Here is a 26,661-nt window from a genome sequence, read left to right as displayed (position 1 = left end):
TTTCCTTGATGTCGGCACCGGCAGCAAAGGCGCGGCCCTCGCCGGTCAGCACGCTGACGGCAATGTCCTTGTCGCGGTCAATGCGCGCAAAGACGTCGGCAACTTCTGCCATGACCTGTTGGTTCAGCGCATTCAGGCTGTCCGGCCGGTTGATCGTGACCAGCGCGATGCGGTCAGCATGTTCGAACGTGATCGTTTCATAGGTACTCATTATTCAATCCAATCAGATTCCGTAGGTTTGAGTTCGCATTCGGTTCGGTAAGCTATCTGCTCCTCAGTCGGGTTATCGGCATAAACGCCACGCTGGGATTTGGTGCAGACACAATTTTTTGCGGCCTTTAGCCAGATACCGTCAGCCTTCCTGCAGGTATCGCGTTCCATCCACCCCAAGACCCAAATGGCGAAAGCAGCAATGGCGGCAATGAGTCCGAAGCGGATGGCGACCGATGCCGCCTTCTTCAACGGCTCGTCCCACCAGGGGGATGAGACATCCTTGTTTGCCAAATCGTTGCTTTCTTCGTTCACGAGACTTGAGCCTTATCTTGGTCGGTTCACACAGGCGGCGCGATCGGAGTGTTCGGGGTGATCGGTAAGAAGGTCATTGGTCCTCACAGCTCGTATTGTTGATTTAGCGTTCTACGGAATACGGCTTACCTGTAGCTCTGCACAAGTTCGAAGGTCTTGTCCTGACAAGAAAAGCGGTATTCCCCTCCGCCTCCGCGGATAGAGGGTATCCGCCTGGGTATGATCTTCACGATCGCCGCACCGTCGCCTAATTCCGCAGAGACTTCCCATTCAACATCCTCAACCGGAAGCCCGGCCTCCAGCGACGTGATTTCACTATCGATGTTTGTTGCCATGTCTTTAAGACACTGAGCCTGCCACGCCAACGTCGGCTTCGTTTCAGCCGGTGCAGACGTACTGGGCTCACCACAAGAAGCGAGCAACGCTACCAGCAACAAGGCGATAGATCTTGCGGCGGTCCTGACGGCCAAGTTTCTACCCCATCGTCGGAATGATAAACGCCTGGTCGCCAATGTCGCCTTCGGGCCAGCGCTGGGTGACAGTCTTGATCTTTGTCCAGAAGCGCACGCCTTCCGGGCCATGCTGGTTGGTATCGCCAAAGGCCGAGCGCTTCCAGCCCCCGAAAGTGTGATACGAAACCGGCACCGGGATCGGCACGTTTACGCCCACCATGCCGACATTGACCTGCGCGGCAAACTCGCGCGCGGCGCGGCCATTCGAGGTAAAGATCGCGACACCGTTTCCGTATTGGTGATTGCTCGGCAGCGCGGCGGCCTCTTCCAGCGTCTCGGCGCGCACAACCTGCAGCACCGGTCCGAAGATCTCTTCCTTGTAGGATTGCATCGTCGGCTTCACGTTGTCGAACAGGTTCGGCCCGATGAAATAGCCATTCTCATTGCCCTGCAACTTCAGGCCGCGACCGTCGAGCACGAGGTCTGCGCCTTCATCGACCCCCATCTGGATGTAGCTTTCGACCTTGGCCTTGTGCGCGGCCGAAACGACCGGGCCGTAATGCGCGTCCGCATCGGTCGAGACTCCAACCTTCAGGTTGCGCGCCGCATCCACCATGCGCTCCACGAACTCGTCGCCGGTCTTCTTGCCGACGGTGACGGCCACCGGCAGCGCCATGCAGCGTTCGCCAGCCGAGCCATAGGCTGCGCCAACAATGTCCTTTACCGCCTGCTCCATGTTGCAGTCGGGCATGATGATGCCGTGGTTCTTTGCCCCGCCCATGGCCTGAACGCGCTTGCCGTGTGCTGTGCCAGTGGAATAGACATATTGTGCGATGTCGGAGGATCCTACGAAGCTGACGGCTTTAACCTCCGGATGGGTCAGGATGGCATCAACGGCCACCTTGTCGCCATTGACCACGTTCAGCACGCCTTCCGGTGCGCCGGCTTCGAGCAGCAATTCGCCAAGGCGCATCGGCACAGACGGGTCTTTTTCTGACGGTTTAAGGATGAAGGTATTGCCGCAGGCAATCGCCACGGCGGCCATCCAGCACGGGATCATGGCCGGGAAGTTGAACGGTGTGATGCCGGCCACAACGCCCAGCGGCTGGCGCATGGAATAGACGTCAATGCCGGGGCCTGCGCCCTCGGTGTACTCGCCCTTCTGCAAATGCGGGATACCGCAGGCGAACTCGACCACATCAATGCCGCGCTGCACGTCGCCGCGCGAATCCGCAACCACTTTGCCATGCTCGGCCGACAACAATTCAGCCAGCTCATTGATATTGGCTTCCAGCAGGCGCTTGAATTCGAACATCACTCGCGCGCGGCGCTGGGGGTTCATCATGGACCAGGCCGGGAACGCCTCTGACGCATTCATGATGGCCTGTGAAACTTCATTACTGGTCGCCAGCGCGACGCGGGCCTGAACCTCACCGGTGTTGGGATTGTAGATGTCGCCGAACCGGCTGGACGTACCGGTGACAGACTTTCCGCCAATGAAGTGGTGCACTTCGCGCATGAGAAACTCCCTTAGATTTTGACGGGACCGTAGCGCGCGTATAAATTCCGGTAAATGGACAATATCGCAGCTACGAGCTGCAAAATCGCAGGCAATAAGTAATGAACTGGGACGATCTCCGCCTCCTGCTCGATGTGAGCCGCCATCCGCGTCTCGCCGATGTGGCCACGCGCACAGGGCTTGACCCGACAACGATCAGTCGGCGCCTGAGGCGGCTTGAGACCGAGTTGGGGCTCGAACTGTTCGAGCGGACACCCAAGGGCCATGTCCTGACGCCGGTTGGCCAGACCGTGGCCGACAAGGTAGAGGGGCTGGAGCATACGGCGTCAGAGATCGCCGCGCTGTCAGACAATGACGGCCCGCTCGCCGCCGGACGCGTCCGGCTCGGCGTGACCGAAGGACTCGGCAGTCTCCTGATTGCGCCCGCCATGGCCGACTTCGCCGCGCAGAACCCGCATATCGGGCTCGACATCATTGCCGTCTCCGGCTTTGTCAGCGTGCCAAAGCGCGAAGCCGACATGTCGATCATGCTGACACGGCCAAAGACAGGCCGCGTGAAGGTGCGCAAGATGTCTGACTATGTGCTGCAGATGTACGCCCACCCGGATTACCTCGCCCGCACGCGCCCGGTCGAACACGTCAGCGACCTCAGCGAGCATGATCTCATCGGCTATGTCGACGACCTCATTTACTCAACCCAGCTGCGTTATCACGAAGACATCGCCCCCGGCCTGACGCCGCGATTCTGCAGCCCGTCAATCGTGGCGCAGTGGCAGATGGCCCGCGAAGGCGCCGGGATTGCCGTGCTGCCGCACTTCATCGCAGCTGGCGACCCGAACCTCGTCCATGTGTTACCAAAGGAAGTCCGCATCGACCGCGCCTTCTGGCTTGCCGTCCATGAGGACGTACACGGAACAACCCGCGTGCGCGCCGTCAGCCGTTTTCTAGATGATCTGTTCGCCGCCTCAACCGAGCGGCTCACCGGCACCAGCTAACCTATTCACCCTGCCCCGGCGCATTCGGGAAAGACAGGCTCTTGTAATGGTCGAGATCATGCGCGGGCGGCTCTGCACCCTCAGGCAATGGCAGGCCGTTCACGCTCTGCCAGTAGGCGATGGAGGCGTCACGCCACCAGATAGCTTCCTGATGCTGGATTCCGAGGAAAGCCGAGACCTGCGCGAAACGCTCGGCATCGATCTCGTTCTCCAGGCTTGTCCATTGCGCCTGCATCGCCTCCACCGCGCTGACGCCTCGGTCATAGCGGTTCACGAGTTCCTGCCAGAGCGTCTGGCCGTTCGAGAGTTGGTAGTCCCACGGCACGCGATGGAACCAGAGCAGCAATTCATCCGGCACCGTGTCGAGACTCGCCCATTCCTGCGCCACCGGCCCGGCATACTGATCGACTGCGCCAGAGCCTGTTTCGGTCCGGTCAAAGCCGACCGCATCCTTTGTGGCCTTGTGATAATAATATGGGGTCCAGTCTGCCCGTCCGAGATCATCGACCCAAGGCGCGGGGCCATAATGGTGTCCGGTTCCCATCAGATGGGTGAGACCAAGCGGCGTCATATAGTTCACGACCGCCTCGCGTGAGCCCATCATCATGCCGGTAATTTCGTCGGCGACTTCTGGCGCACGGCTGAGAGTCTGTTCCACCCAATCGCGCGCTATGGCCTCAGAGGAGGCGTCAGGATCCCAGGCAAGTCGCCCGAAAGCGTACCAGTTCGCCTGATCGAAGACTGAGCCTGACCAGTTCCGATCACTGCCGATATTGGCAACACCTGCCATGCCGGTAAGCTCGTACTCTTGCGCAACGCCATCGATCACGGAGGCAACGCTTGTGCCCTCACCCTCGGCGTGCGTATCGGCCGACAACACCTCTTCCCAGAGCGTGCCCAAATAGGCGAGATGGGTCGAGAAGCCGAGATATTCCTTGGTGATCTGGAGTTCCATCATCAACGGCGTTTCCGGCATCGTGCCGAACAGCGGATGGAAGGGCTCGCGCGGCTGGAAGTCCAGTGGGCCATTCTTAACCTGCACCAGAATATTGTCTGTAAACTGACCATCTAGAGGAACGAATTCGGTATAGGCCTGCGTCACGCGGTCTTCGGGCTCTTCGGCCGAATAGACAAAGGCGCGCCACATCACGATGCCTTCATGAGGGGCAAGCGCGGTGGCCAGCATATTCGCGCCTTCGGCATGGCTACGCTCATAATCCTGTGGGCCGGGCTGGCCTTCGGAGTTCGCTTTCACGAGGAAGCCGCCGAAATCCGGCACATGGGTGTAGATCTCGTCCACCTTGGCCTGCCACCAGGCCTGCACCTCGGCGTCGCGTGGATCGGCTGTGTCGAGCCCGCCCAATTCCATCGGCGCAGAGAAGCGCGCGGTCAGATAGACCCTGATCCCATAGGGCCGGAAAATATCTGCGAGGGCTGCGACCTTCTCTAGGTATGGCGCGGTCAGCACGGTCGCATCAGCGTTCACATTGGTCAGCGAAACTCCATTGATGCCGATGGATGCATTGGCTCGGGCATAGTCTGTGTATTTCGGGTCGAGATAGCCTGGCAGCCGGTGCCAGTCCCAGATCGACTGGCCCGCATAGCCGCGCTCGACATGGCGATCCAGATTGTCCCAATGGTTGAGCAGGCGCAGCTTGGTCTTGGGACGCGAGGTTACTTCACGATCGCCAAGCGCCTCCCCGCGAGACATGCGCTGGAGATAATCGAACGTGCCATAGAGGACGCCAAAGTCGGATTGCGCGGCGATCAGCGTTACGCGCTTACCCTTCAGTTTCGTTGCCCGGAGGGTGAAGCCCTCGGCGCCAACAGCTTCCGCGCTTGGCAGGTCCACCTCATCGATCACGTCGGCGCAGTCCGCGCTGGCGAGGACGAGCGTCCGGCTGCGCAGCTTGTCCGTGGATTTGAGGGCAGTCCCCAGCAGGGACTCCGTGGCCCGGTCGATTTCGGCAAGCGTAGCCTGAAGCGTCTCCGACGGCTCAGCGCAGGCGGCCATCACATGACGCGGCGCGTCGGCGGGTCTGGCCTCAAGCTGTTCGTACCGAAGCCAGAGTTCGTAGCCATCCTCTGCAACAGCCGGCAACACGCCGAAACCAATTGAAATCAATATGAACAGACTAGCGACGCGCTTCAGCAGATTCTTCACAACCCTTGACCCGTTTATGTATCGGGAAGCGACAGCCGTGCGACCGCCACCCCCAAATGTTTGCGTTATCATTACCTAACGCGACAGGCAGGGTGTGTCACCGCCCCTCTTTGTCAGAGGAGCGGCACCAGATCAGGGGGCGTCGTTCATCACCTCGCTCATGTCATCAAACCCGGCGGCCACTTTCGGCTTCACCGAGCGGCCAATCACACTGACAAGATAGGCCGCGAGGCCTGACAGCAGGAAGCCGGGGATCATGGCATAGACAAGAGTTTCGAGCGGCACCGCACCGCCCTCAGCTGGCAGGAGCGGTACGTAGAGCCAGACCAGAACCGTAACCGCGCCAACAATCATACCAGCCAGCGCCCCATCACGCGTCAGATGGCGCCAGAACAGGCTAAGCAAAATGATCGGGCCAAAGGCCGAACCGAACCCAGCCCACGCATTTGATACTAGATCAAGAATGTTGCTGTTGGGATCGAAGGCGAGCGCGATGGCTACGAGGCTGACCACAACCGTCGCAATCCGGCCAATCATTACCAGCTCCGACTGCGAAGCCTCGCGCCGAAAGAAAGTCTTGTAGACATCTTCGGTGATCGAGCTGGAAGACACGAGCAGCTGCGAAGAGATCGTGCTCATGATCGCCGCGAGGATCGCCGCGAGCAGGAAGCCGGCGACGAGCGGATGGAAGATGATTTGCGAAAGCAGGATGAAGATGGCTTCAGAGTCGGTCAGCTGCGCGCCGAGGTCATGTTGCTGGACGTAGGCAACGCCTACCGCACCGACAAACACGGCTCCGATGACCGTAACGAGCATCCAACTCATGCCGATAATGCGAGCCGTCTTGATGTCCTTGAGTGACCGGATGGCCATGAAACGCACAATGATGTGCGGCTGACCGAAATAGCCAAGCCCCCAAGCGAGGAGGGAAACGAGGCCCACTACGGTCATACTCTCGGGCCACATGTCGAAAAACTGACTACGCGCCGGACCAACAGCTCCACTGTCAGCATCCACATACGAAGGCGCGCTTGTGATCGCACTTTCCATGCCGCTCCACCCACCAATCACGAAGTATGCGATAACGGGCACGAGGATGAGCGCGATGAACATGATGCAGCCTTGCACGAAGTCCGTCAGGCTGACCGCCAGAAAGCCCCCAACAACCGTATAGGCAAGCACTACGCCAGCGGTGACAAACAAGCCGAGCTGGTAGTTCAGGCCAAAGGCGGATTCAAATAGCTTGCCGCCCGCGACGATGCCGGAAGAAGTGTAGACGGTGAAGAAAACAATGATCACCAGCGCAGAGATTGTGCGCAAGGCGTGCGAGGAATCGTGAAAGCGCTTCTCGAAGAAGTCGGGAATGGTAATCGAGTCATCCGCCATTTCTGTATAGATACGTAAGCGTGGCGCGACGAACCGATAGTTGAGATACGCCCCGATTACCAAACCAACGGCAATCCAGGCTGCAGAAAAGCCGCTCACATAGACCGCACCGGGCAACCCCATCAACATCCAGCCACTCATATCAGAGGCCCCGGCAGACAAGGCACCGACAGCTGGGTGAAGATTGCGACCGCCAAGCATGTATTCGGACACGTCGCTGGTAGACGTTTTGTAGGCATAAAGTCCGATGGCCATCATCAGGACGAAATACGTCCCAAGCGATATCAATTCGGGAACGCTGATTGTCATATATTTCTCGCTGTCCTCGTAAAATTACGGAAAAGCGCGCCCCCCGTGGCCGCGCGTATCATTTAGATCAAGGCCGGGTCTGGCCGTTGCCATGTACCAGATATTTGAAACTGGTCAGTTGCTCCAACCCCACCGGCCCACGCGCGTGCATCTTGCCCGTCGCAATGCCAATCTCGGCACCCATGCCAAACTCCCCGCCATCGGAGAATTGGGTTGAAGCATTGTGCATTACGACGGCGCTGTCGATGGAGGTCATGAAACGGCGGGCTGCATCGGCATTTTCGGTCAGGATGGCATCCGTGTGACCGGAGGAGTGCTCGCTCACAAAGTTGATCGCTTCCTGAAGTCCACCGACGATCTTCACCGATGCAATCGGGTCGAGATATTCGGTCGACCAATCTTCGTCGGTCGCTTCGACAAGATCGGGCGCAATACGACGCGCCTCAGTATCCCCGCGCAATTCGCAGCCTTCCATGATTTTGACCAAGCGCGGAATGACGATTTCGGCGATCGCCCGATCCACCACAATGCTCTCTGTCGCACCGCAGACGCCGGTGCGGCGCAGCTTGGCATTGCGCACAACGTCGAGTGACTTCTCGATATCCGCATCGGCATGGATGTAGCTGTGGCAGTTGCCATCAAGATGGAGCAGTGTCGGCACCTTGGCTTCGTCACGCACCAGTTCCACCAGACCGCGGCCGCCGCGCGGAATGACGAGATCGACGTAGTCGACAGCATGCAGCAGAGCGGTTACGGCATTCCTGTCGGTGGTCTCAACCGTCTGAACGGCGCCTTTCGGCAGGCCAGCAGCTTCGAGCCCAGCCTGCATGCAGGCTACAATTTCACGCGTTGAATTCTTGCTTTCGGAGCCGCCGCGCAGGATCACGGAATTGCCGGATTTCAGGCACAGCGCACTGGCATCGGCGCCGACATTCGGACGAGATTCGTAGATCATCCCGATCACACCAATTGGCACGGCCACGCGCTCAATGGTCAGGCCGTTGGGGCGTTCGGTGGTCGAAAGCAGCCGCCCGACAGGATCCGGCAGCTCGGCAATCTGTTCTAGGGCGCTTGACATCGCCTCGACCCGTTCGTCGGTAAGACGCAGCCGGTCGATGAAGGAGTCCGGTCGGCTGTCGCCGACGCTGTCGACATCTTCCTTATTGGCGGCAAGCAGGTCCGCTTTTGCCTCACGCAATGCCTTGGCGGATGCGCGGAGAGCGTCATTTTTCTGCTCGGTCGTCGCCGTCAGCAATGCCTTTGCAGCGTCGCGGGCATTCTGGCCCAGACCGGAAATATATGCGTTCAAACGGGAATCCAATGTGGTCACGTTTCGTCCTTCATGGTTCTTGTTCAGGCGCCTAGCGCAGCTCGATTGCGCGCTTGTAGGCCGACTCGGTGGTGGCTTTCAGGAGATCTGACAACTTTCCGTCTCCGTTCAGGGCCTTCAGACCCGCTTCGGTCGTGCCATTCTTGCTGGTGACGGAGTTGCGGAGATTTTCCGGATTGTCGCCGGTTTCAAGGATCATGCGGATGGAGCCATCCAGCGTGCCGAGCACAAGATCGCTGGCCTGTTCGTCACTGAAGCCAAGTTCCTTGGCTGCCTCGATATAGGCGCGGGCGATCTCGAAGACATATCCCGGACCGCTGCCAGCGACGGCGGTTACCCGGTCAATCTGGTCTTCATCATCTACCCAGACAGCCGTCCCGGCAGCCTGCATGAGGGTTTCGACAGTATCCCTTTGGTCGGCACTTGCCGCGCTGCTGGCGTAAAGGCCCGCAACGCCCGCCCCGATGGCAGATGGAAGGTTCGGCATGATCCGAATGACCGGATAGCCCGGCAGGACCGCCTGCAGACGTTGCACCGAACACCCCGCAGCGATGGACGCTACTGCCCCATCCGGATTAAGCGAATCCTTATAGGCTGGCAGTATCTCATCAACCATTTGCGGCTTGATCGCGACGATCAGTAGATCAAACTTCTCGTCTCCAAGGGCATTGATATCCTTGAAGAGACGGGCACCTTCCACGGCTTGGTCCAAGAAAGGATCGACAATGGTGAACTCATCCTTCACCGCGCGCATCCACTGCGTAAGCAGCGCACCGCCCATCTTTCCGCATCCAACGAGAAGTACCTTCATGCTATACTAGTCCTTTGCTCAACTGACCCGCGAGATAATGATATTTGTTTAGAATTCAAACCATCTATTACAGAAACTCAAGCTTTCGGCGGATGCCGCAAAATAGTCGAATTTCCCTGATTCGTGACTTTTCAGACTAGGTATTGAGACCTTGAAGAAAGTCTGAAGGTATTTTGTAAGCTAATTATTTGCATCGTAACCCAAACCTTCTTATGTCCGCCCCTAAGCAACCACCGGAGCCTAATTTGCCTTCCAAGAAACGCATCGTCGTGAAAATCGGATCGAGCCTACTTGCCAATCCAGACCTTCTCACACCGCGCTGGGCATTCATGCAACGGCTATTGGAAGACATCACCAAATTACGGAATGACGGCTACGAAGTTGTCCTGTGTTCGTCAGGTGCCGTGGCGCTCGGTTTGAACATGTTGAACGAGAAGCCGGAAACCGCCGGGCTGCGCGACAAACAGGCCGCTGCTGCGTGTGGCATGCCCCTGCTGCTGAACGCCTACAAACAAGTTGCCCATGAGTTTGGATTCGATATCGCACAGGTGCTCGTCACCCTTCAGGACATGGAAGAGCGCAAGCGCTTCTTGAACACCAAGAACACTGTCCACCGCCTGTTGCAGGGCGATATTCTGCCAATCGTGAACGAAAATGACTCGATCACGACCGAAGAAATCCGTGTGGGCGACAATGACCGCCTCGCCGCAAAAGTCGCCCAGATGATCCAGGCGGACCATCTGGTGATCCTCACCTGCATTGACGGCCTCTACGACAAGAACCCTGAAGAGCCAGGCGCCAAACTGGTCGAAGAAGTCCATGATGTCAGCGAGTATATCGCGGTTACGGAAGGCACCAGCAGTCTCGGTAGCGGCGGCATGCTCACCAAGATGCAGGCCGCAAACATGGCGCAGAATGCCGGATGCACGACCCTCATCGCGAATGGGGAACATGACGCGCCCGTGTCTTCAGTTCTCTATAATGAACGACCGCACACCAAATGCATCGCGCACACCAAGCCAGCTTCGGCTTGGGCGACGTGGCTGACTGATCGTCTTCAGATTGCCGGCAGTATCGTGATCCGTGACGAGTTGGCAAACACGCTGGCCGATAGCCCAGAACATGTCCTGCATGAAGACATCAAGTCAATTCAGGGTCAGTACCTCAAGGGTGACGTGATTCACGTTTATGACGAAAGCGGCGCGGAGATCGCGCGCGGCATGACCAACTTCTCGTCAGAAGAAACCATGGTACTCGCGCGTCATCCGGAAATTTCACCGAAAGAACTGCTCGGCTACCAAACTGGTGGCACGGTCATCAGTCGCGAAAATCTGATTGTCCTGGAAGATCGCCACCTCCTCTGGGACAAACCGGAAGAGGAAACAATGGTGGAAGTCTCCGAGAGCTGATCAGCCCTCTTTCTGCAAATCTCCAACCTCCAGGATTGGCGCCGCATCAAGGCTTCCCGCATTCATCATGGCAGCCAGCCGCTGCACCGATGAGATGAGCAGACTCTGCTCCCACAACTCCAGAGAGTCAAAACGCTTCAGGAACCCTTCCTGAAGCGCTTCCGGCGCATCTTCGAGGCTTCTGCGACCAGTCTCCGTAATCGAGACATCTACGGCGCGGCGGTCGGTTTCGTTCTTCTGCCGCTCGACGAGGCCCGCCGCCTCCAATCGATCCACGATGGAAGTGATCGTCGCTTGGGACAAATGCACTTCGCGGGCGATCTCCGATGGCTTGACCGATCCGGCACCGGACAAGGTCTGCAATACAATGAGTTGTGGCGCCGTGAGGCCGGTCGTTTTCGCCAATTGCTTGGAATTCAGGTCGATCGCACGCGTAATCTGTCGAATTGCGGTCAGGAGGTCTTTGCGGTGGGCCATGCCCGCACCTAAAGAGACACTCGGTGCTGCGTCAATTCCCACAACTGTTCAGAAGGCCGGCTCGGGGTGGCCGAACAGCCAACGCTCGCATACAGAAATTGTGCAACAAGACTTATCTGAAGGATTAGAGCATGACTTCCCAACGCATTCGCATCGAGGTCAGTAATGGGATTGGCGAACTGATCCTGAACAAGCCCGAACGCCGCAACGCTCTGTCGAGTGATATGTGGGCAGCAATCCCCGGTATGGTGAAGCAGTTGGAGGCAGATCCCGAAGTGAAATGCGTCATCATTCATGGCGGAACGGCAGGCGCATTCGCGGCGGGCGCAGATATTTCGGAGTTCGAAACGATCTACGCCACGCCCGAAAGCGCAGAGCATTCGGCAAACCTGATTTCCGATGCGGTTACATGTCTCGCCCAATGCCCGAAGCCGATCATCGCTGCGATCACCGGCGCTTGCGTGGGTGGCGGCGTCGCACTTGCTCTGACGGCAGACATTCGCATCGCCAGCCCCGAAGCCAGGTTCGGTGTGCCTCCGGCGAAGCTGGGGCTTGTGTATCCAGTGAACGATACACGGCGCTTGATAGAAACCGTTGGTATTCCTGCCGCCAAGGACATCTTGCTGACAGGTCGTTTATTTGATTGCGACGAGGCCTATCGTATCGGTCTGGTCACACATATGGCAGAGTCCGCATCAGCCTTGGAATTGGCGCGAGAAACGGCGCGTCTAGTTTCAGCCAATTCACTCTGGTCACATAGCGCGATGAAACGCACCTTCGATGCGATCAAGATGGGCTGGCGAGACGATAGTCCTGAAGCGAAAGCCCTGTTCTTGGAAAGCTTCGAGAATGAGGACTTCCAGGAAGGTTACAGGGCCTTCCTCGCAAAGCGCCCGACCAAATTCAGCTGGCGCTGAGAGGGTTAGAACCCGCCTCCCACTGCGACGTAGAGATCAATGGCCGCAGCCAACCGGTCCCGACGAGCCTCGAGGGCGCTTTGCGTTGCAGAATAATAGTTCTGTTGTGCAGACAAGAGACTCGTCAAATCGTCCGTGCCGACACGATATCGCAGTTCAGCGGAATCCAGTGCGCGGCGACTGGCAACGAGTGCAATCTGGAGCTGTTCTTCCCGTTGGGCGCTGGTATTGATGGCAGACAGCGCAACATCAACATCGCGTAACGCGCTGAGAATGGCCTGCTCATAATTCGACAGCAACGCCTCCCTTCGCGCTTTGGCACTGTCGAGCTGAGCCTCCAGCGCTCCCCCAGAAAACACAGTCTGCGCAAGTGACGCCGAAAGACTGGCGGTCGGATCAGACATAGAGGTCAGGAGTGTCGTCACACCCGCGCCAAGATCGACACTTGGCAGCATGGCTGCTCTCGCAATCTGAACATTGGCCTGCGCCGCCCGCAAATCAGCCTCGGCCTGCAACAAGTCCGGGCGCCGCACCAGAAGCTGAGATGGTAGGCCTGCTTCCGGTACTGGCAAGCCAGTCTCGTAAAGGTCTACGTCCGGCACTTCGAAATTTTGCGGCACCTGCCCTATAAGGATCGCAATCGCCGTCCGCAGAGAGAGTATCTGCTGCTCGATCTGCGGGAGTTGCGCACGCGAATTGGCCAATGCAGCTTCCTGGCTGGCAAAATCAAATCCGGAAATCTCGCCCGCATCGTACCTTACCCGCACGATTTCAAAGATACGCTCGGCAATTTCCAGATTGTCTTGCGCGACTTCAAACTGCTTACGCGCGACCTGAAGGTCAAAATAGTTCGCTGCCAGATCAGATGTAACACTCAGCTCAAGCGCTCTTTGCGCGAACTCAGCCGATTCGAGATTGGCCCCTGCCGCATCACGTGACGCTGCAACACTGCCAAACAGATCCAGCTGATAGCTAGCCGACAGGCGGGCACTGCGAGAAAAATCACTGAAGTCGGAATCACTGTCGGTGGAAACTGACGCCCCTGCTGAAACAGATGGCAAGGCGCTGGAATCGGCAACACGCAACGCAGCGCGTGCGGAGGTAACATTGGCAAGTCCAGCTTCAAGCGACTTGTTCCGCGTGAGTGCGGTGCTGACCAATGCGTTCAAGGATTCATCGCCGAAGGTTGACCACCAGAGCCCTGTGGCCGGCAATTCTGTTTCCGCTTGCATTGAGGTTTCATAGGACGCCGGAAGCTCAACCGAGGACAAAGGCGTATCGGACGATTGCGTTGCGGTACATCCTGCAAGGACGACAAGCAGACTGAGAGGAAGAAGAGGAATTCTGGTCATGATTACTCCGCCGCAAGGGCCCGGACCGGATCAAGCCGCGAGGCATTGCGCGCCGGCAGGAAGCCGAACACGAACCCGGTCAGGAAAGCTGTTGAAAAGGCGAGGATCGCGGGCATGGGCGTTACGGCGATGCTGGTGCCGAGATTGGCGAGGATTGCACAGATCGCGAAGCCCGTAAGGATACCGATCACACCGCCCAGCGCGCAGACCACGACGGCCTCCACAATGAATTGGACAAGAATATCAGACCGACGCGCCCCCGTCGCCATGCGCACACCGATCTCGCGCGTACGTTCTGATACGCTGACAAGCATGATGTTCATCACACCGATACCGCCGACGAGCAATGAGATAGAGGCCACCGCGCCTAGCAGGATCGAGAATGAATTCTGTGTCTCCTGAACGGACTCCAGGATCGATGCCGTATTCCGTATCCGAAAATCCTGTGTGCCGTGGCGTTGAAGCAGCAGCTCGTTTGCTTCGGTCTCCGTCGTCGAGATTAGGTCCGTGTCTTCCACAGCGATGGTTATACTCGACAGGTAGGAACTGCCGAACACGCGCATCATCCCGGTCGTGATCGGAATAAGCGCGATATCATCCTGGTCACGGCCGAACGAGCTGGCGCCTTCTTCTTCAAGCACGCCGGCGACCTCAAATGGTGCGCCCGCAAGAAAGACATACTCGCCGACGGCTTCCGAGACATTGTCGAACAATTCCCCCGCGGTCGTTGTGCCCAGCACAACCACACCTACGCGTCGGTCGACATCTTCTGCCGTGAAGAAAGAGCCGTATTCAATATTGCGGGTGTTGGCGAGCAACCAGTCTTCCGAAACACCCTCCACGGAGCCACGATGGTCATTGCTTCCTCGCCGCAATGTTGCAGATCCGGACCGCGATGGCACCGCAGCGAGGACATTGTCCAATTCGCCCAATCTCTCAGCATCTTCGAGTGTAAGGGTTGCAATGGCGTCACCGCGCATTCGCGCGCCCCGGTCACCCCCCGGCTGAACGAAGAGCAGGTTCGCACCCATGTCCTCGAACCGGGCCATAACCTCGCGCTGGCTACCTTGCCCGACCGCCAGCATTGCGACCACCGCCGCAACGCCAATCACCACGCCCAGCAAGGTCAGTGCGGTGCGAAACAGGTTTGCTCGTAACGACCGGAAAGCCGTCTTGATGGATTCCGTAAGCTGAAGAAAAAAGGAGGGGGAGGATTTCACGGCGCGTTGCTCAAACGACTCCAGAGACCGTTCTACTGAACCGGAATCGGAAATAATTTTGCCGTCGCGAATTTCAATCGTGCGGTCTGCGCGTTCAGCGACTTCCTGGTCATGGGTAATCAGGATGACTGTGCGGCCGGAGCGATGCAGCTCTTCCAGCAATTCCAGAAGTTCTTCACTCGTGCCGGAATCGAGCGCTCCCGTCGGCTCATCCGCAAGGATGACTTCGGCATCATTCATCAGAGCTCGGGCAACAGCCACACGTTGCTGCTGTCCCCCGGACAATTGACCGGGGCGACTTTTCTCGCGCCCGCCAAGGCCAAGCCGACCGAGCAATTCCTGTGCGCGGGCCTTCCGTTCCGATTGGCGAACCCCGGCATAGACCGCAGGTATCTCCACATTCTCCGATGCGCTGACATTGGCGAGGAGATTATAGCGCTGAAACACAAAGCCGAATGTCCGCCTGCGCAAGGAGGCCAGCGCATCGGCCTCCATCTCAGACACATCCTGCCCATGAATGCGGTAGGTTCCGGAAGTCGGGCGGTCGAGACAACCAAGCAAGTTCATCAAAGTCGACTTACCGGAGCCCGACTGTCCGACAATTGCAACGAACTCGCCTTCGCGAATGGTCAGGTCGACGCCATCAAGGGCGCGGACCTCTGCGTCACCCCGTCCGTAGACGCGCTGTATGTCCTGCAGATGCAGCAAGGGTTCTGACATGATCTGGCGTCCTATACCGGGGGTGGACCCATAGGGCGTGGCCGGTCATTTCCGGCACGCTCGGTCGCCTGTTTCGGACGAATGCTCACTTGCCCGGTCACGACCTCATCACCCTCGGACAGGCCGAACAATATTTCGACACTTGAACGGGTCTGAAGACCAACCAAAACAGGCTGAGGGACAGCTTCGCCATTCGCATCCATTTTCAGAACCATACCCATTTCTGCGTCGGGATATTGCGCGCGTGCCTCACGGATAGCCTGGCCTCTGCCGTCGCCAACACGATCACCCTGGGCGGCTCCGCCTTCCGGTTTCGCGGGACGCCTGGCTTGTGCGCCCGCCGGGCGCTCGGGACGTGACTGCAAGGCCGTTACCGGGATCAGGACGGCATCTTCGGCCTGCCCCAGAATGAAGAAGACCTGAGCGGTCATATCACTTCGTAGAATTCCATCGGGGTTCTCAATATCGAGCAGCGCCTTGTAGAGCACGACGTCATTGACAACTTCAGGCGTAGGAAGGACCTGACGAACTTCGGTTTGCCACTTGTGATCAGAATCGCCCAGCGTGGTGAACCAGGCTTGCTGACCCTTTGATACGCGCAACACATCTGCTTCGGAGACATCAGCCTCCACGGTCATTATACCGAGATCCGCGATGGTCATGATGACGGGTGCGGTCTGGTTCGCATTGAGGGTCTGGCCCTCGGATGCACTGAGCGAGACGACTGTACCAGCCATCGGAGCGTAAATCTTTGTAAATTCCAGATTGGCTTCATCGGCACGGAGGCTGGAGGTCTGCTGCGCGATCTGCGCATTGATAGCGTCGAGCTTCCCTTCCGCGATCTCCAATTCCGATACCGTGGCCTCATAGTCAGCGCGCGCAATGGCATCGGCCTCAAACAGCATATTGGCGCGTTCAGCCTCGGCCCTTGCAAGTTTCAGAGAAGCCGCCTGTTGACGTTTCGAGGCATATAGCGAGTTTAACTGAGCTTGTTGGGCTTCGACCGTGTTCTGTGCAATCGTGGCATCGATCCGCGCGAGGAGTTGGCCCTTCTCGACCTCGTCGCCGACATCAACGAACAACTCTTCCAATTGACCCGAGACCTGTGCGCCAACCTCAACCATCTCCTTTGGCGCAAGAGTGCCTGCTGCCGAGATCGTAACTTCAATATCACCCGTGCGTGCGGCCGATGTTTCATAACTCGGCGTTGTGGAGTTCGCCAAGTTTGACTTCGCAAACCATACGGCACCGCCTGCTGCCAATACGACAATAATCGCGATGATCCAGCGGGATCGTTTCCCAAAAACTCTCATTCTTGTCTCTTTCCACCAATTCTGGCTGTGAACATGTTCCCGAGTTAAACGACCCAAGTTTCAAATTCCGTCGCGAAGACCGGCATTTTATTGCACTTTCCAGCAAACCTGGCTCAAGCCCGCTCCTTCACCACAGCTTTGTCACCAGAATGTTGCAGATCATTTGCTTGCGCATGAATCCTGAAAGCGGAAGACGACAGCAATGTCCCGCCAATTATGTCAGGCTGACACACTCTCGCTGACAAGCCGCACATTTCGGCAAAGTTCAGACAAGACGCTCCCGTAACGCATAGAGACAGGACGATCCGGAGCGCGCCAACATGAACTTTTTTTCATTAAATAACAATCCTTTAAGGGTGCACGCTTCCGGTCCACTGGCATCCGTTCCTGAGGTGGTTGCACGTGGACTGATTATTGTTCTGGGTATGGCTACGGCCCTCCCTGCATGGGCCGTCGAAATCGAGGAATCCACCGTCGCCCCCGTCGAGACCTCGACCGCGAATGATGGACAGCCCGACGACATCACAATCACCGAAGATGGGGAAATTGATCTCAGCGACCTGCCAGGTACCACCGCGATTACAGTCGACTCCGACAATACCATCACCAATCATGGCGAAATTCTCGCAGAAGACACCGACTACGTCACCGCCATTGCTGTCCGAACGGGTACGACGACAGGCATCACCCACACGGGCTCCATTGAATTGTCGGAAGACTATGACCGGGAAGACGAAGACGATGATGACGATGTGGACGGACCACTCGCCATCGGGACGAACCGCGTGGGCATCGACGTCGAGAATGGTGGCACGATCACAGGTAATATCCTGCTCGATCATGGCTCCACGCTATACATAGAAGGCAATGATTCAGCGGGCGTACGCATCGGATCCGCGCTCGATGGCGATTACACGCAACAGGGCACAATTTCAGTTATCGGCGACAACGCCCTGGGTCTGAGCCTCGAAGATGACGTCGCCAGTGATGTATTGATCAGCGGCGCCATTACGGTTCAGGGTGAGAATGCGTCAGCTGTCACGATTGATGGGGATGTGTCTGGCAATGTGACGATTGAGAGTTCAATAAGCTCGACCGGCTTCACCAGCACCAGTTCTTCCAACTATATCGCGCCTGTATACATCGATGACGATACTGAAGCGGTGGAGGATCGCCGCGATGCCGACGACCTTTACAACAATGCGAACGGCGTCCGCATCACGGGCAGTCTCGGACAAGGCTTGTTGATCAATGGCGCGGTCGACGACTTCACATCCGAAGAGGATGAGGATGACGAAACAAAGGATACGGTCGACGATTTCGATGAGAATCGAACTGCTGGAAGAATCTACAGTTATGGTTCAGCCCCGGCGCTCGCCATCGAAGCCAACGCTGGCGAAAACGTAGTCTTCTCGAGCGTCGTAGAAACCGTTCGCGATACCACCGATGATGATGATGATGATGATGATGATGATGACGTAGATGAAGTACTCGCCACGTTTTCTTTTGATCAGGGTCTCATCAATCGTGGGACGATTTATGCCAGTGGCGTGAATATCGGGTTCGATGCGACGGCGCTCTCCATATCCGGATCAGAAGACGGAACCGGAACGGTTACAATTGATGGCGGCATCCTAAATTCCGGCACAATTCAAGGAACCGCCTACGAGGCTTCCGCCGTAGGTCTTCTGCTCGGCAACGGTACAGCAATCGGCACTCTCGAAAACTCCGGATCCATCGCCGCAACGACCTATACGTTAACGGACGACACCGCCAAAGCGTTGCTCATTTCCAATGGAAGTACGCTGGAAGCGATCCTGAATAGTGGATCCATCACCGCTTCATCAAATGGCTATGGTGGCGCAGCAACGGCGATCACCGATGAAAGTGATACGCTAAGATACATAACCAATACCGGCGCGATATCAGGCCTACTCATTTCAGACGGACGGGAAGATTCGGAAACAGGATCGTCCATCGCCATTGACCTGTCCGCACAAACGGCCGGCGCAGCCATTATCCAGTATCAGGAAACTCCCACTGAAGATGTGAACGGCGATGACGAAATCGATGAAGACGATGTGACCGAACCTACAATCTATGGCGACGTCCGGTTCGGAACCGGCGATGACATACTGCAAATTCTGGACGGGGGTCTGGCAGGCGACATCTACTTTGGTGCCGGCGCCGCAACTTTCGACCTATCGGATGCCGAGTTTCTGGGAGACACTTATTTCGAGGGCGACACACTCAGCCTGTATATCGAGGAGAGTGAGATCGAGGGAGATTTCGACTTCGGCTCTGCGAGTGGAACGATCGACTTCCTGTCTTCAACGTTGCTCACGGGCAATCTGACGAGCGGTGCTTACAGACTGGCCGCGACAATTTCAGATTCTGAAATTGTTCTGCTTGAAGACACGTCCTTGCAGCTTGCCTCCCTCTCCGTCACGGATGGCTCAACGCTTGAATTCGAAATAGATCCTCAGAACCTGCGGACCACAGCCTTTCTGTCAGTTTCGGGAACCGCAGCGCTGGGCAGCGATACTTTGGTACGCCCAACACTTACGTCATTCATCGACGGTGATTTTGCCGTCACACTGATCGAAGCGGGTACACTGATGTACGACGAGGAAACCGTTGAGTTATCGACCGAAAACATACCGTGGATATACAACGTATCACTGGAGACAGAGACGTCTGATACAGACAAACTCAATCTCGACTTTCGCCTCAAGACTGCCGAGGAACTCAGTCTCGACACGAACCAGTCCAGCGCCCTCTCCGCTATACTCAATGTTGCCACGAGTGACGATGATGTCGGATCTGCCATCACGCAGCTTTCGACCGAACATGACTTTCTAGAGGCCTACAATTTGCTGCTGCCTCAGCGCACTGATGCCGCAACGCGCTATCTGGAATCACAGTCGAACGCCGCTTTTGGCGCGCTGAGAAGCCATCTGGAGTTCACCCGCAGCTCCAGTGAATCCGGAAATGGTGCATGGGTGCAGGAAACCTATTCCCATGTCAGCTATGATGGGTCTGACGATGGGCCGGGATATGACGGCCGCGGCCTTGGCATCGCTCTGGGGTATGATCGCTCGCTGCTAGGCATAGATGCAATCGGCATCATGGGTACGATGAGCGACGGCAAGTTTGAGGAAAAAACTGGCGGCGAAAATCCTGTGACCATGAAAAGTCTGGGTGTCGGGGTGTATGCGACGGAGCAGATCGGGCGCGTAAACCTTCAGGCCGTTGGCCAGATCGCGAAGGTCGACCATTCCAGCTATAGAAAAATCGAGTTCGACGAGTATGTTTCAGAGGTCAGCGGCACATGGGACGGGATGACCACCGCGGCTTCACTCCTGGCATCAACCGAATTCGGCTCCGGGGCGTTCAGGATGACGCCATCAATTGGTCTGGACTACTTCAAACTTGATCAGGACGGATATTCAGAAACGGCTTCAAACGGATTGAACCTATGGGTCAGCGACGCCAGCACAGACCGTGTAACCGCTGATGCCGGACTCGGCTTTGCCTATGTCTGGCGGGAAGGCGCAGACTCGTCTCGCACGGGTCCGGCCTATACCAGTTACAACAATTCCAATCGCTACCGTCCCATGGTTCGGGCTGGATTGGATATTGGCTATCGCTCCACGTTGTCTTCGACACCTTACGAAGTCGACGCTGGATTTGTCGGCTATGAGGACAGTTTTACACTCAGCGCCACCGAGGTGTTTGAAGATGCCGCCACGGTGGGACTCTCGCTACTGGCGGGGTCCGAACTCCTGAAAATTCGGTTTGGCGTGGATGGTGAGTTTTCAACCGACGCAACCGCCCTGACGGCCAACGCCGCCGTCAAACTCCGCTTCTGATCTCTCAGACACCATTTCTCTCTCCTGGATGCCGACTTCATGAGCCACAAAAACAAAACACTCGCGCTCTCCCTGATCCTCTCTGCGCTCGCCGCTTCGCTGCAACCGACGGCGCTTGCGCAGGTGGGCGCAGAAGACAGTACAGGAAACATCGAAGCCATCATTATCAATGGCAACCAGCGGATCGAAGACCGAACCGTGATGTCCTACCTTCTAGTCGAACCTGGCTCACCTTTTGACGCGAACCGTATCGACCTTTCCCTCAAATCCCTCTTCGCAACCGGCCTCTTTGCTGATGCAAATTTTGACCGGGTCGGGAACCAGCTCATCATTACATTGGTCGAAAACCCAATTGTAAATCGGGTCATGATTGAAGGCAGCAAATCGCTCGGGGAAGAAAAGATCCGCGAAGAAATCCAGATATCGCCGCGCGGCGTATTCACCGCCGCTCGCGTGCAGGCAGACGTACAGCGCGTGATGGAACTCTACCGCCAATCCGGCCGGTTCGCGGCGAAAGTCACGCCCGAATATGTGCCGCTCGATCAGAACCGTGTGGATGTGGTCTTCTCGATTACAGAGGGACCTGTGTCTGGTGTACGAGCGATCAACTTCCTGGGAAATGAAACGTATTCAGACGACCGTCTTCGGTCGGAGATTGTCACCCGTCAGTCACGTTGGTGGCAGTTCTTCTCATCAAACGACAATTATGACCCAGGTCGCTTGGAATATGACCGCGAACTGCTGCGTCAGTTTTACCAGAACAAGGGGTATTACGACTTCCGCGTAGAGTCAGCCGTGGCAGAACTAACGCCTGATCAGAAGGATTTCTACATTACCTATACAATCGACGAGGGCGAGATTTATCGCTTCGGCGAGATCAATGTCGAAACCGAGCTGGAAAAGCTCAACACGGACGCCTTGAAAGCGTCACTGGTAGCGCGATCCGGTGACCTGTTCCGAGGCGACACAATTGAAAACTCAATTGATGGCCTGACCTATGTCGCCGGGATCGGAGGTTATGCCTTTATTGATGTGCGCCCTGAAATCTCCGCCGATCTCGAAACGCATACGGTCAACGTGACCTTTCATGTCAATGAAGGTCCGCGTGTTTACATCAACCGCATCAATATTGTCGGTAATACCCAAACGCTCGATCGCGTGATCCGGCGGGAATTGCGCGTGACTGAAGGTGATGCCTTCAACCGCATCTTGCTGGATCGCTCGCGCAACCGCGCACGGGCCCTTGGCTACTTCAAAGACGTCGAAGTTACTGAGGTTCCCACCGCGGATCCTGACCAAATTGACGTGAATGTAAAAGTCACTGAGCAGCCCACTGGTGAGATGAGCTTCTCGGCTGGCTTCTCATCCTCAGAATCTTTCCTCGTAGATGTGAGCGTGGCACAGCGCAATGTGCTCGGGCGCGGGCAATCCGCGTCTGCCCGCCTGTCTACATCCAGCCTGCAGCAAATTGTGGACTTGCAGTATACGGAGCCACGTTTCCTCGACCGTGACATGTCCGCAGGTGTGAGTGCGTTTGCTACCCGACTCGATTATTCTGACACCGATCTTGGCGGCTACACGACTGAATCTGTAGGTGTCAGCGGGCAGCTAGGTTTTCCCTTGTCAGACCGGCTGCAACTTGGCTTGAAATATACGTTGCAAAACGACAAGATCGACGTCGTCGATCAGAGCATCGTGATTGACTCCGACAGCGGCGAGCGCCTGACAACCGAATACACTGTTGATGACAATGACACTCCGGGAGACACAAGCGATGACATCGTGGGTGTCGCCTACCTCACCGCTGATGACCTGCCGTTGCCGGATGGCTCGCTGATCGTGGATGTCTGCGACGCGCGCTATCTCAACAGGTACACGCTTTGCTCCAGTGAACGATCAGAGATTTCCTCAATCGTCGGGTACAATCTCCTTCTCGACATGAAGAATGATCCTATAGAGCCCACTGGTGGTTTCGATCTCCTGTTTGGTCAAGACGTTGCAGGCCTCGGCGGAGACGTGAACTTCATTCGCACCAACGCTTCGATGAATATCTACCAGGGTATTGCGAAGGGCATAACAGCCAGTCTGCGTCTATCAGGTGGATATATCGAACCCTATGGCACCAGCGATGCCGAATCCGAATACGGACAGACCACCCCCCAAGGCGTGCGCATCAATAATCGCTTCTTCAAGGGCGGCAACAGCTTCCGCGGGTTCGACACGGCGGGCCTCGGGCCGCGCATTGTGCAGATTATCCAGAATGATGACGGCACAGAAACCGTAAAGCGTCTCAACGCGCTTGGCGGGAACGCATTCTATCAATCCAGCCTCGACATCTCGATGCCAAACTATCTGCCGGAAGAATACGGCATCAAGACGGGGCTGTTCCTAGAAGCGGGCGCGGTCGGCCTGTTGAGCGACATAGACAAGAGTGACCCGGTCGAGTTCACGGACACCTATGGCCGTGACGCTGTTCAGTTGATCGAAGATGACTTGTCGTTGCGTGCATCTACGGGCCTCAGCGTCTACTGGACCTCCCCTTTCGGCCCAATCCGCTTCGACTTCAGCCATATCCTCAAGAGCGAAGAGTATGACCGCACCGAATCCTTCCGTTTCAGCACCTCCACCCGGTTCTGACCACGTGTCAGCCAGCGGCCTTCAGGGGTAGGGTCAGCGTGACGAGCAGCCCCCCAGCAGGGGAGTTCGACAGTTCGATGTATCCACTATGGGCCTCGATCAGATTCTTCGCGATATGAAGTCCGAGCCCATGCCCACCGGTCTCGCGATTGCGTGACTGTTCCAATCGAACAAGAGGTTCGAATACACGCTCCAAAGCATCCTCCGGGATTCCCGGACCAGTGTCATGGATCGTCACAATAGCCTTGCTGGCTTGCTCACTGAGACAAACATGCGCCGTGTCTCCATAGCGCACCGCATTTTCAATCAAGTTGCGCAAGGCGCGTGTCAGTTCATCTGATCGACCCATGACAATCGGGCGTACATCGGTTTCATCGAACGAGACAGAGAGGCCCAGATCCCGCAAGTCTTCAATAAGGCTGTCGACCAACGAATACATGTCCAGCGGCTGGAAAGGCTCATCTGACTGGCCAGCCGTCGCCGCAGCAAGTGCGGCCTCAGTGATGCGCTCCAACTCCGCTAAAGCACGACTCATCCGCTCGCGCTCACTCGTATCTGACAGCATCTCGACTTTCAGTTTCAACGAGGTAATGGGTGTCCGCAAATCATGACCAATCGCTGCGAGCAACTGGCGCTGGCCAGCCACCGTGGTCTCGAGGCGGCGGCCCATGCGATTGAAAGCTCGCAGCGATTCACGCACGTCATACGGGCCCTCTTCAACCAGTGGTGCGTGTTTGTAATCCGCCGCAAGTGTGTCGGCAGCCTTGGCCATCTGCCGCAACGGATTAATCGCATTCAAAGCCGCCCAGATGCCGATCCCTACCATGAATACGACCAGAACGATCACCGGCAACAGCCCCGGTCCTGACCCTTTGGTCGTGATGTTTACAGTTCGCAGATTTGCCCAGACACCGTCTGAGACCATTAGTGAGACTGCGGCTCGCTGCTGCGTACCGGGGTATGGGCGGCTAGAAGGTCTTGGGCCGCCTCCCGGTGGCGGCCTGGGAGCGCCTGACAGATTATCCGAGTATCGATCTGGTCGATTTGGACGGCCGCCAAAATCGTCCGGGCGATGATTGGGGATGCCGGTTAAGGAAATACCGATTGGTGTATTCGCGGCCAGCCCCAATCGCTCCAGCATCCGATCTGCCAAAACCCAATTAAATGGTTCAACATTCGGGAATTCGGAAAGCATGTATTCGTCCACGCTTAGCCGCTTCAGCTCCTGCTCGGAGAGTGTCTCGGGCCAACCGTCAGCCTGCAGCTCTTCCAAGGCGATCGCTGCCACATGAAGTGCCGTGCGCGGCTGCAATTTCTGTGAGGACATCTCGAACTGAACCAGAAGGTAAACCACGAGAAACGTCGATAGAAGTGCGGCGGACACCAGAATTACAATCCGTGCAAGAAGCGTATCAAACCTTGCCAGCATCACAGTTTCTTCACATCAGCTGCGAAAACATATCCTCCGCCCCAAACGGTCTGGACAATATCCGGGTTCTTGGGGTCCCGTTCGATCTTTTTCCGGAATCGACTCACCTGACTGTCGACACTGCGGTCGAACACATCTGCACCTTCGGCATGAGACAGTTCCACGATCCGCTCGCGCGACAGCACGATCTGTGGTCGGGCTATAAAGATCATCAATAATTGGAATTCGCCAGTGCTTAAGGAGACGATCACGCCATCATCGCGGGTCATTGTGCGTTTCGCGGTGTCAAGCGTCCAACGGTCAAACTCAAAATAGCGCGTTTTCTCAGGCGTCATTTCTCTTTCGCGACCATTCGCGCGCCGCAGGACAGACCGCACCCGCGCAAGCAGCTCACGCGGGTTGAATGGCTTGCAAACATAGTCATCTGCACCGACTTCCAAACCGACAATCCGGTCAATCTCATCTGTTCTCGCGCTGATGAAAACGATCGGAATTGCGGTAAGCCGAACGATCGAGCGACAAAGACTGATTCCGTCCTCGCCCGGCATCATTACGTCGAGCAGGATCAGGTCCGGTTCTTCGGAATGAATTGCCCGGCGCGCAGCAGGTGCATTCTCGGCCGTCGACACGCGATAGCCATTTTCCGTTAGATAAGATTTCAAATCTTCCCGAATATCGCGCTCATCATCAATGACAAGAATGTGTTCGGGTGTTGTGGTCTCTGGATCAGGCATCTCCACAGTCTCCTGAATATGTGTCGTCGATCTGATGATTACAAATAGGATAAACTTGTTGCCAAGGTGTGTCGTGACTGCAGTTAAACCGCGCTTTGAACGCCGCCGCAGCAGGTCACTCTGAATGGCGGATGTTGCAGCTGAAAACCCATACCTTTCAAGCCTGTAATGTCATGTTGCAGCCTGACATATATTGCCATCACTTTCCTCTTAACTGGCATATCCTCTCAACATGGCTGAGGCATCTTGTTCTCATCGACGCAGGGAAACTTCCCGGCACTTCGTCCCCAGAGACTGCATCAAGAGCGCCCAATATGTCTAACTCCACCCCCTTTTCCGTTCGCTCTGAAGAGAAAGTCTCGATCTCAAACACCGAAATCATCGCATCCACCAGGACAGTCCCCGTCCGCCCCTTGAACACCGAGCCTCCCTTTGGGTGCCAAGACCGATGCGATGAGAGGGAGGTGTCACACCCCCCCTACGTCTCACCCTGTGACACCTCCCTCACCCCCTCTTCCTCCCGTCGCAAACGACTGTCAGGAATAATGAAAGCCACCGTCCTGATGGTTGCTGGAATGTCCTTGGTGGCCGCATGCACATCCTCCCCGCGCAAGGGGCTAGGTGCCAGCGGTCGCGATGGCGGAGACCGCGCACGCCCGGCTCGGTCGCAAGGCCTGTCTGCCCCACCAGTGGCACTACTCTTCGTCAGCATGGACAGTAATCACGATCACTTCGTATCACACGAAGAAGTTGATAATGGTATTGATCGCGAATGGCGCGCCTTGGCTGGGCCCAATCCGGTACATCAATCTGCGGTGCAGATGTCAAATTGGGCAGCTGAGACCCTTGGCAACCTGAATGCGCTCCCCAGCCCTATTGCCTTCGACAGCAATCTTGACGGAGCCATCACGGCCTCAGAATTCCGAATACGGCTAATCGATACGTTCGATCGGATCGATAAAAACCAAGATGGGCTTCTATCACGCGCAGAACTTCTGACAGCGCCGCGCGCAGTCGATTCCAGCGAACCCACCATGCCGCAAGATAGCCAGCGCCGCGGTCCTCCGCCCGGACGCCGGCAATAGTCCCA

At 56.8% G+C, this 26,661-nt stretch carries 19 protein-coding genes; 6 read left to right on the top strand and 13 right to left on the bottom strand.

Going from position 1 to position 26,661, the window contains the following annotated elements:
- From B2P82_RS01820 to B2P82_RS01810, 3 genes are all read right to left on the bottom strand, one after another.
- The coding region (locus tag B2P82_RS01820) for an enoyl-CoA hydratase/isomerase family protein (RefSeq protein WP_290494743.1) at positions 1–211 on the bottom strand (211 nt) is incomplete at its 3' end.
- Positions 211–525 carry a hypothetical protein gene (locus B2P82_RS01815; protein ID WP_290494741.1) on the bottom strand — a complete coding sequence of 105 codons (315 nt, stop codon included), beginning with the start codon at positions 523–525 and terminating at the stop codon, positions 211–213. The genes B2P82_RS01820 and B2P82_RS01815, both read right to left, overlap by 1 nt.
- 474 nt (positions 526–999) lie before the next feature.
- Positions 1,000–2,496, bottom strand: coding sequence for a CoA-acylating methylmalonate-semialdehyde dehydrogenase (locus tag B2P82_RS01810; RefSeq protein WP_290494739.1), 1,497 nt, complete (start codon positions 2,494–2,496; stop codon positions 1,000–1,002).
- A 101-nt stretch (positions 2,497–2,597) separates the two neighbouring features.
- On the opposite strand from B2P82_RS01810, the gene B2P82_RS01805 reads away from it, so the two are divergent.
- The gene (locus tag B2P82_RS01805; protein WP_290494737.1) at positions 2,598–3,491 is read left to right on the top strand and encodes a LysR family transcriptional regulator; all 894 of its coding nucleotides are present in this window, start codon (positions 2,598–2,600) and stop codon (positions 3,489–3,491) included.
- A 1-nt stretch (position 3,492) separates the two neighbouring features.
- On the opposite strand, the gene B2P82_RS01800 is transcribed toward B2P82_RS01805, so the two are convergent.
- From B2P82_RS01800 to proC, 4 genes are all read right to left on the bottom strand, one after another.
- Positions 3,493–5,646 carry an alpha-glucuronidase family glycosyl hydrolase gene (locus tag B2P82_RS01800; RefSeq protein ID WP_349679717.1) on the bottom strand — a complete coding sequence of 718 codons (2,154 nt, stop codon included), beginning with the start codon at positions 5,644–5,646 and terminating at the stop codon, positions 3,493–3,495.
- A 141-nt stretch (positions 5,647–5,787) separates the two neighbouring features.
- Positions 5,788–7,350: a sodium/proline symporter PutP gene (putP, locus tag B2P82_RS01795; RefSeq protein ID WP_290494733.1), complete on the bottom strand. Its 1,563-nt coding sequence runs from the start codon at positions 7,348–7,350 to the stop codon at positions 5,788–5,790.
- A 67-nt stretch (positions 7,351–7,417) separates the two neighbouring features.
- Positions 7,418–8,671: a glutamate-5-semialdehyde dehydrogenase gene (locus B2P82_RS01790; RefSeq protein ID WP_349679716.1), complete on the bottom strand. Its 1,254-nt coding sequence runs from the start codon at positions 8,669–8,671 to the stop codon at positions 7,418–7,420.
- A 40-nt stretch (positions 8,672–8,711) separates the two neighbouring features.
- Positions 8,712–9,491, bottom strand: coding sequence for a pyrroline-5-carboxylate reductase (gene proC / locus B2P82_RS01785; protein WP_290494729.1), 780 nt, complete (start codon positions 9,489–9,491; stop codon positions 8,712–8,714).
- A gap of 245 nt (positions 9,492–9,736) precedes the next feature.
- On the opposite strand from proC, the gene proB reads away from it, so the two are divergent.
- Positions 9,737–10,900 (top strand): glutamate 5-kinase, encoded by a 1,164-nt coding sequence (gene proB, locus B2P82_RS01780; RefSeq protein WP_206990902.1) that lies wholly within the window; start codon positions 9,737–9,739, stop codon positions 10,898–10,900.
- Here proB and B2P82_RS01775 read toward each other — a convergent pair whose 3' ends face one another.
- Positions 10,901–11,377: a MarR family winged helix-turn-helix transcriptional regulator gene (locus B2P82_RS01775; RefSeq protein ID WP_034811382.1), complete on the bottom strand. Its 477-nt coding sequence runs from the start codon at positions 11,375–11,377 to the stop codon at positions 10,901–10,903.
- A 131-nt stretch (positions 11,378–11,508) separates the two neighbouring features.
- Here B2P82_RS01775 and B2P82_RS01770 point away from each other — a divergent pair, with 131 nt between their 5' ends.
- Positions 11,509–12,294, top strand: a complete 786-nt coding sequence (locus B2P82_RS01770; RefSeq protein WP_290494726.1) for an enoyl-CoA hydratase/isomerase family protein — start codon at positions 11,509–11,511, stop codon at positions 12,292–12,294.
- Between the two features lie 5 nt (positions 12,295–12,299).
- Here B2P82_RS01770 and B2P82_RS01765 read toward each other — a convergent pair whose 3' ends face one another.
- Genes B2P82_RS01765 through B2P82_RS01755 form a run of 3 tightly spaced genes read right to left on the bottom strand, consistent with a single transcriptional unit; the run spans position 12,300 to position 16,899 of the window.
- Positions 12,300–13,646, bottom strand: a complete 1,347-nt coding sequence (locus B2P82_RS01765) for an efflux transporter outer membrane subunit (RefSeq protein ID WP_290479417.1) — start codon at positions 13,644–13,646, stop codon at positions 12,300–12,302.
- Positions 13,647–13,648: 2 nt separating this feature from the next.
- A complete protein-coding gene (locus B2P82_RS01760) occupies positions 13,649–15,586 on the bottom strand; it encodes a MacB family efflux pump subunit (protein ID WP_290494724.1) in 1,938 nt (645 codons plus the stop codon).
- 11 nt (positions 15,587–15,597) lie between these two features.
- A complete protein-coding gene (locus B2P82_RS01755) occupies positions 15,598–16,899 on the bottom strand; it encodes an efflux RND transporter periplasmic adaptor subunit (RefSeq protein WP_290494722.1) in 1,302 nt (433 codons plus the stop codon).
- A 425-nt stretch (positions 16,900–17,324) separates the two neighbouring features.
- Between B2P82_RS01755 and B2P82_RS01750 the strand changes: the two genes are divergently transcribed.
- Both B2P82_RS01750 and bamA read left to right on the top strand, forming a co-directional pair.
- Positions 17,325–20,771: an autotransporter family protein gene (locus B2P82_RS01750; protein ID WP_290494720.1), complete on the top strand. Its 3,447-nt coding sequence runs from the start codon at positions 17,325–17,327 to the stop codon at positions 20,769–20,771.
- A 39-nt stretch (positions 20,772–20,810) separates the two neighbouring features.
- Entirely contained in the window at positions 20,811–23,408 is a 2,598-nt protein-coding gene (gene bamA / locus B2P82_RS01745; RefSeq protein WP_290494716.1) for an outer membrane protein assembly factor BamA, read from the top strand.
- Between the two features lie 7 nt (positions 23,409–23,415).
- On the opposite strand, the gene B2P82_RS01740 is transcribed toward bamA, so the two are convergent.
- On the bottom strand, positions 23,416–24,837 hold the full coding sequence (locus tag B2P82_RS01740; RefSeq protein WP_051607498.1) for a sensor histidine kinase: 1,422 nt from the start codon (positions 24,835–24,837) through the stop codon (positions 23,416–23,418).
- Entirely contained in the window at positions 24,837–25,571 is a 735-nt protein-coding gene (locus B2P82_RS01735) for a response regulator (RefSeq protein ID WP_290494713.1), read from the bottom strand. The genes B2P82_RS01740 and B2P82_RS01735 overlap by 1 nt, the downstream gene beginning before the upstream one ends.
- Positions 25,572–26,116: 545 nt before the next feature.
- Between B2P82_RS01735 and B2P82_RS01730 the strand changes: the two genes are divergently transcribed.
- Positions 26,117–26,656 carry an EF-hand domain-containing protein gene (locus tag B2P82_RS01730; protein WP_290494711.1) on the top strand — a complete coding sequence of 180 codons (540 nt, stop codon included), beginning with the start codon at positions 26,117–26,119 and terminating at the stop codon, positions 26,654–26,656.
- Positions 26,657–26,661: the final 5 nt, after the last annotated feature.

It is taken from the genome of Hyphomonas sp. UBA4494 (assembly GCF_002388935.1).
In the GTDB taxonomy this organism is placed as follows: Bacteria; Pseudomonadota; Alphaproteobacteria; order Caulobacterales; family Hyphomonadaceae; genus Hyphomonas.
The sequence above is the reverse complement of the archived record's forward strand: the minus strand, read 5'-3'. Positions and strand labels throughout refer to the sequence as shown.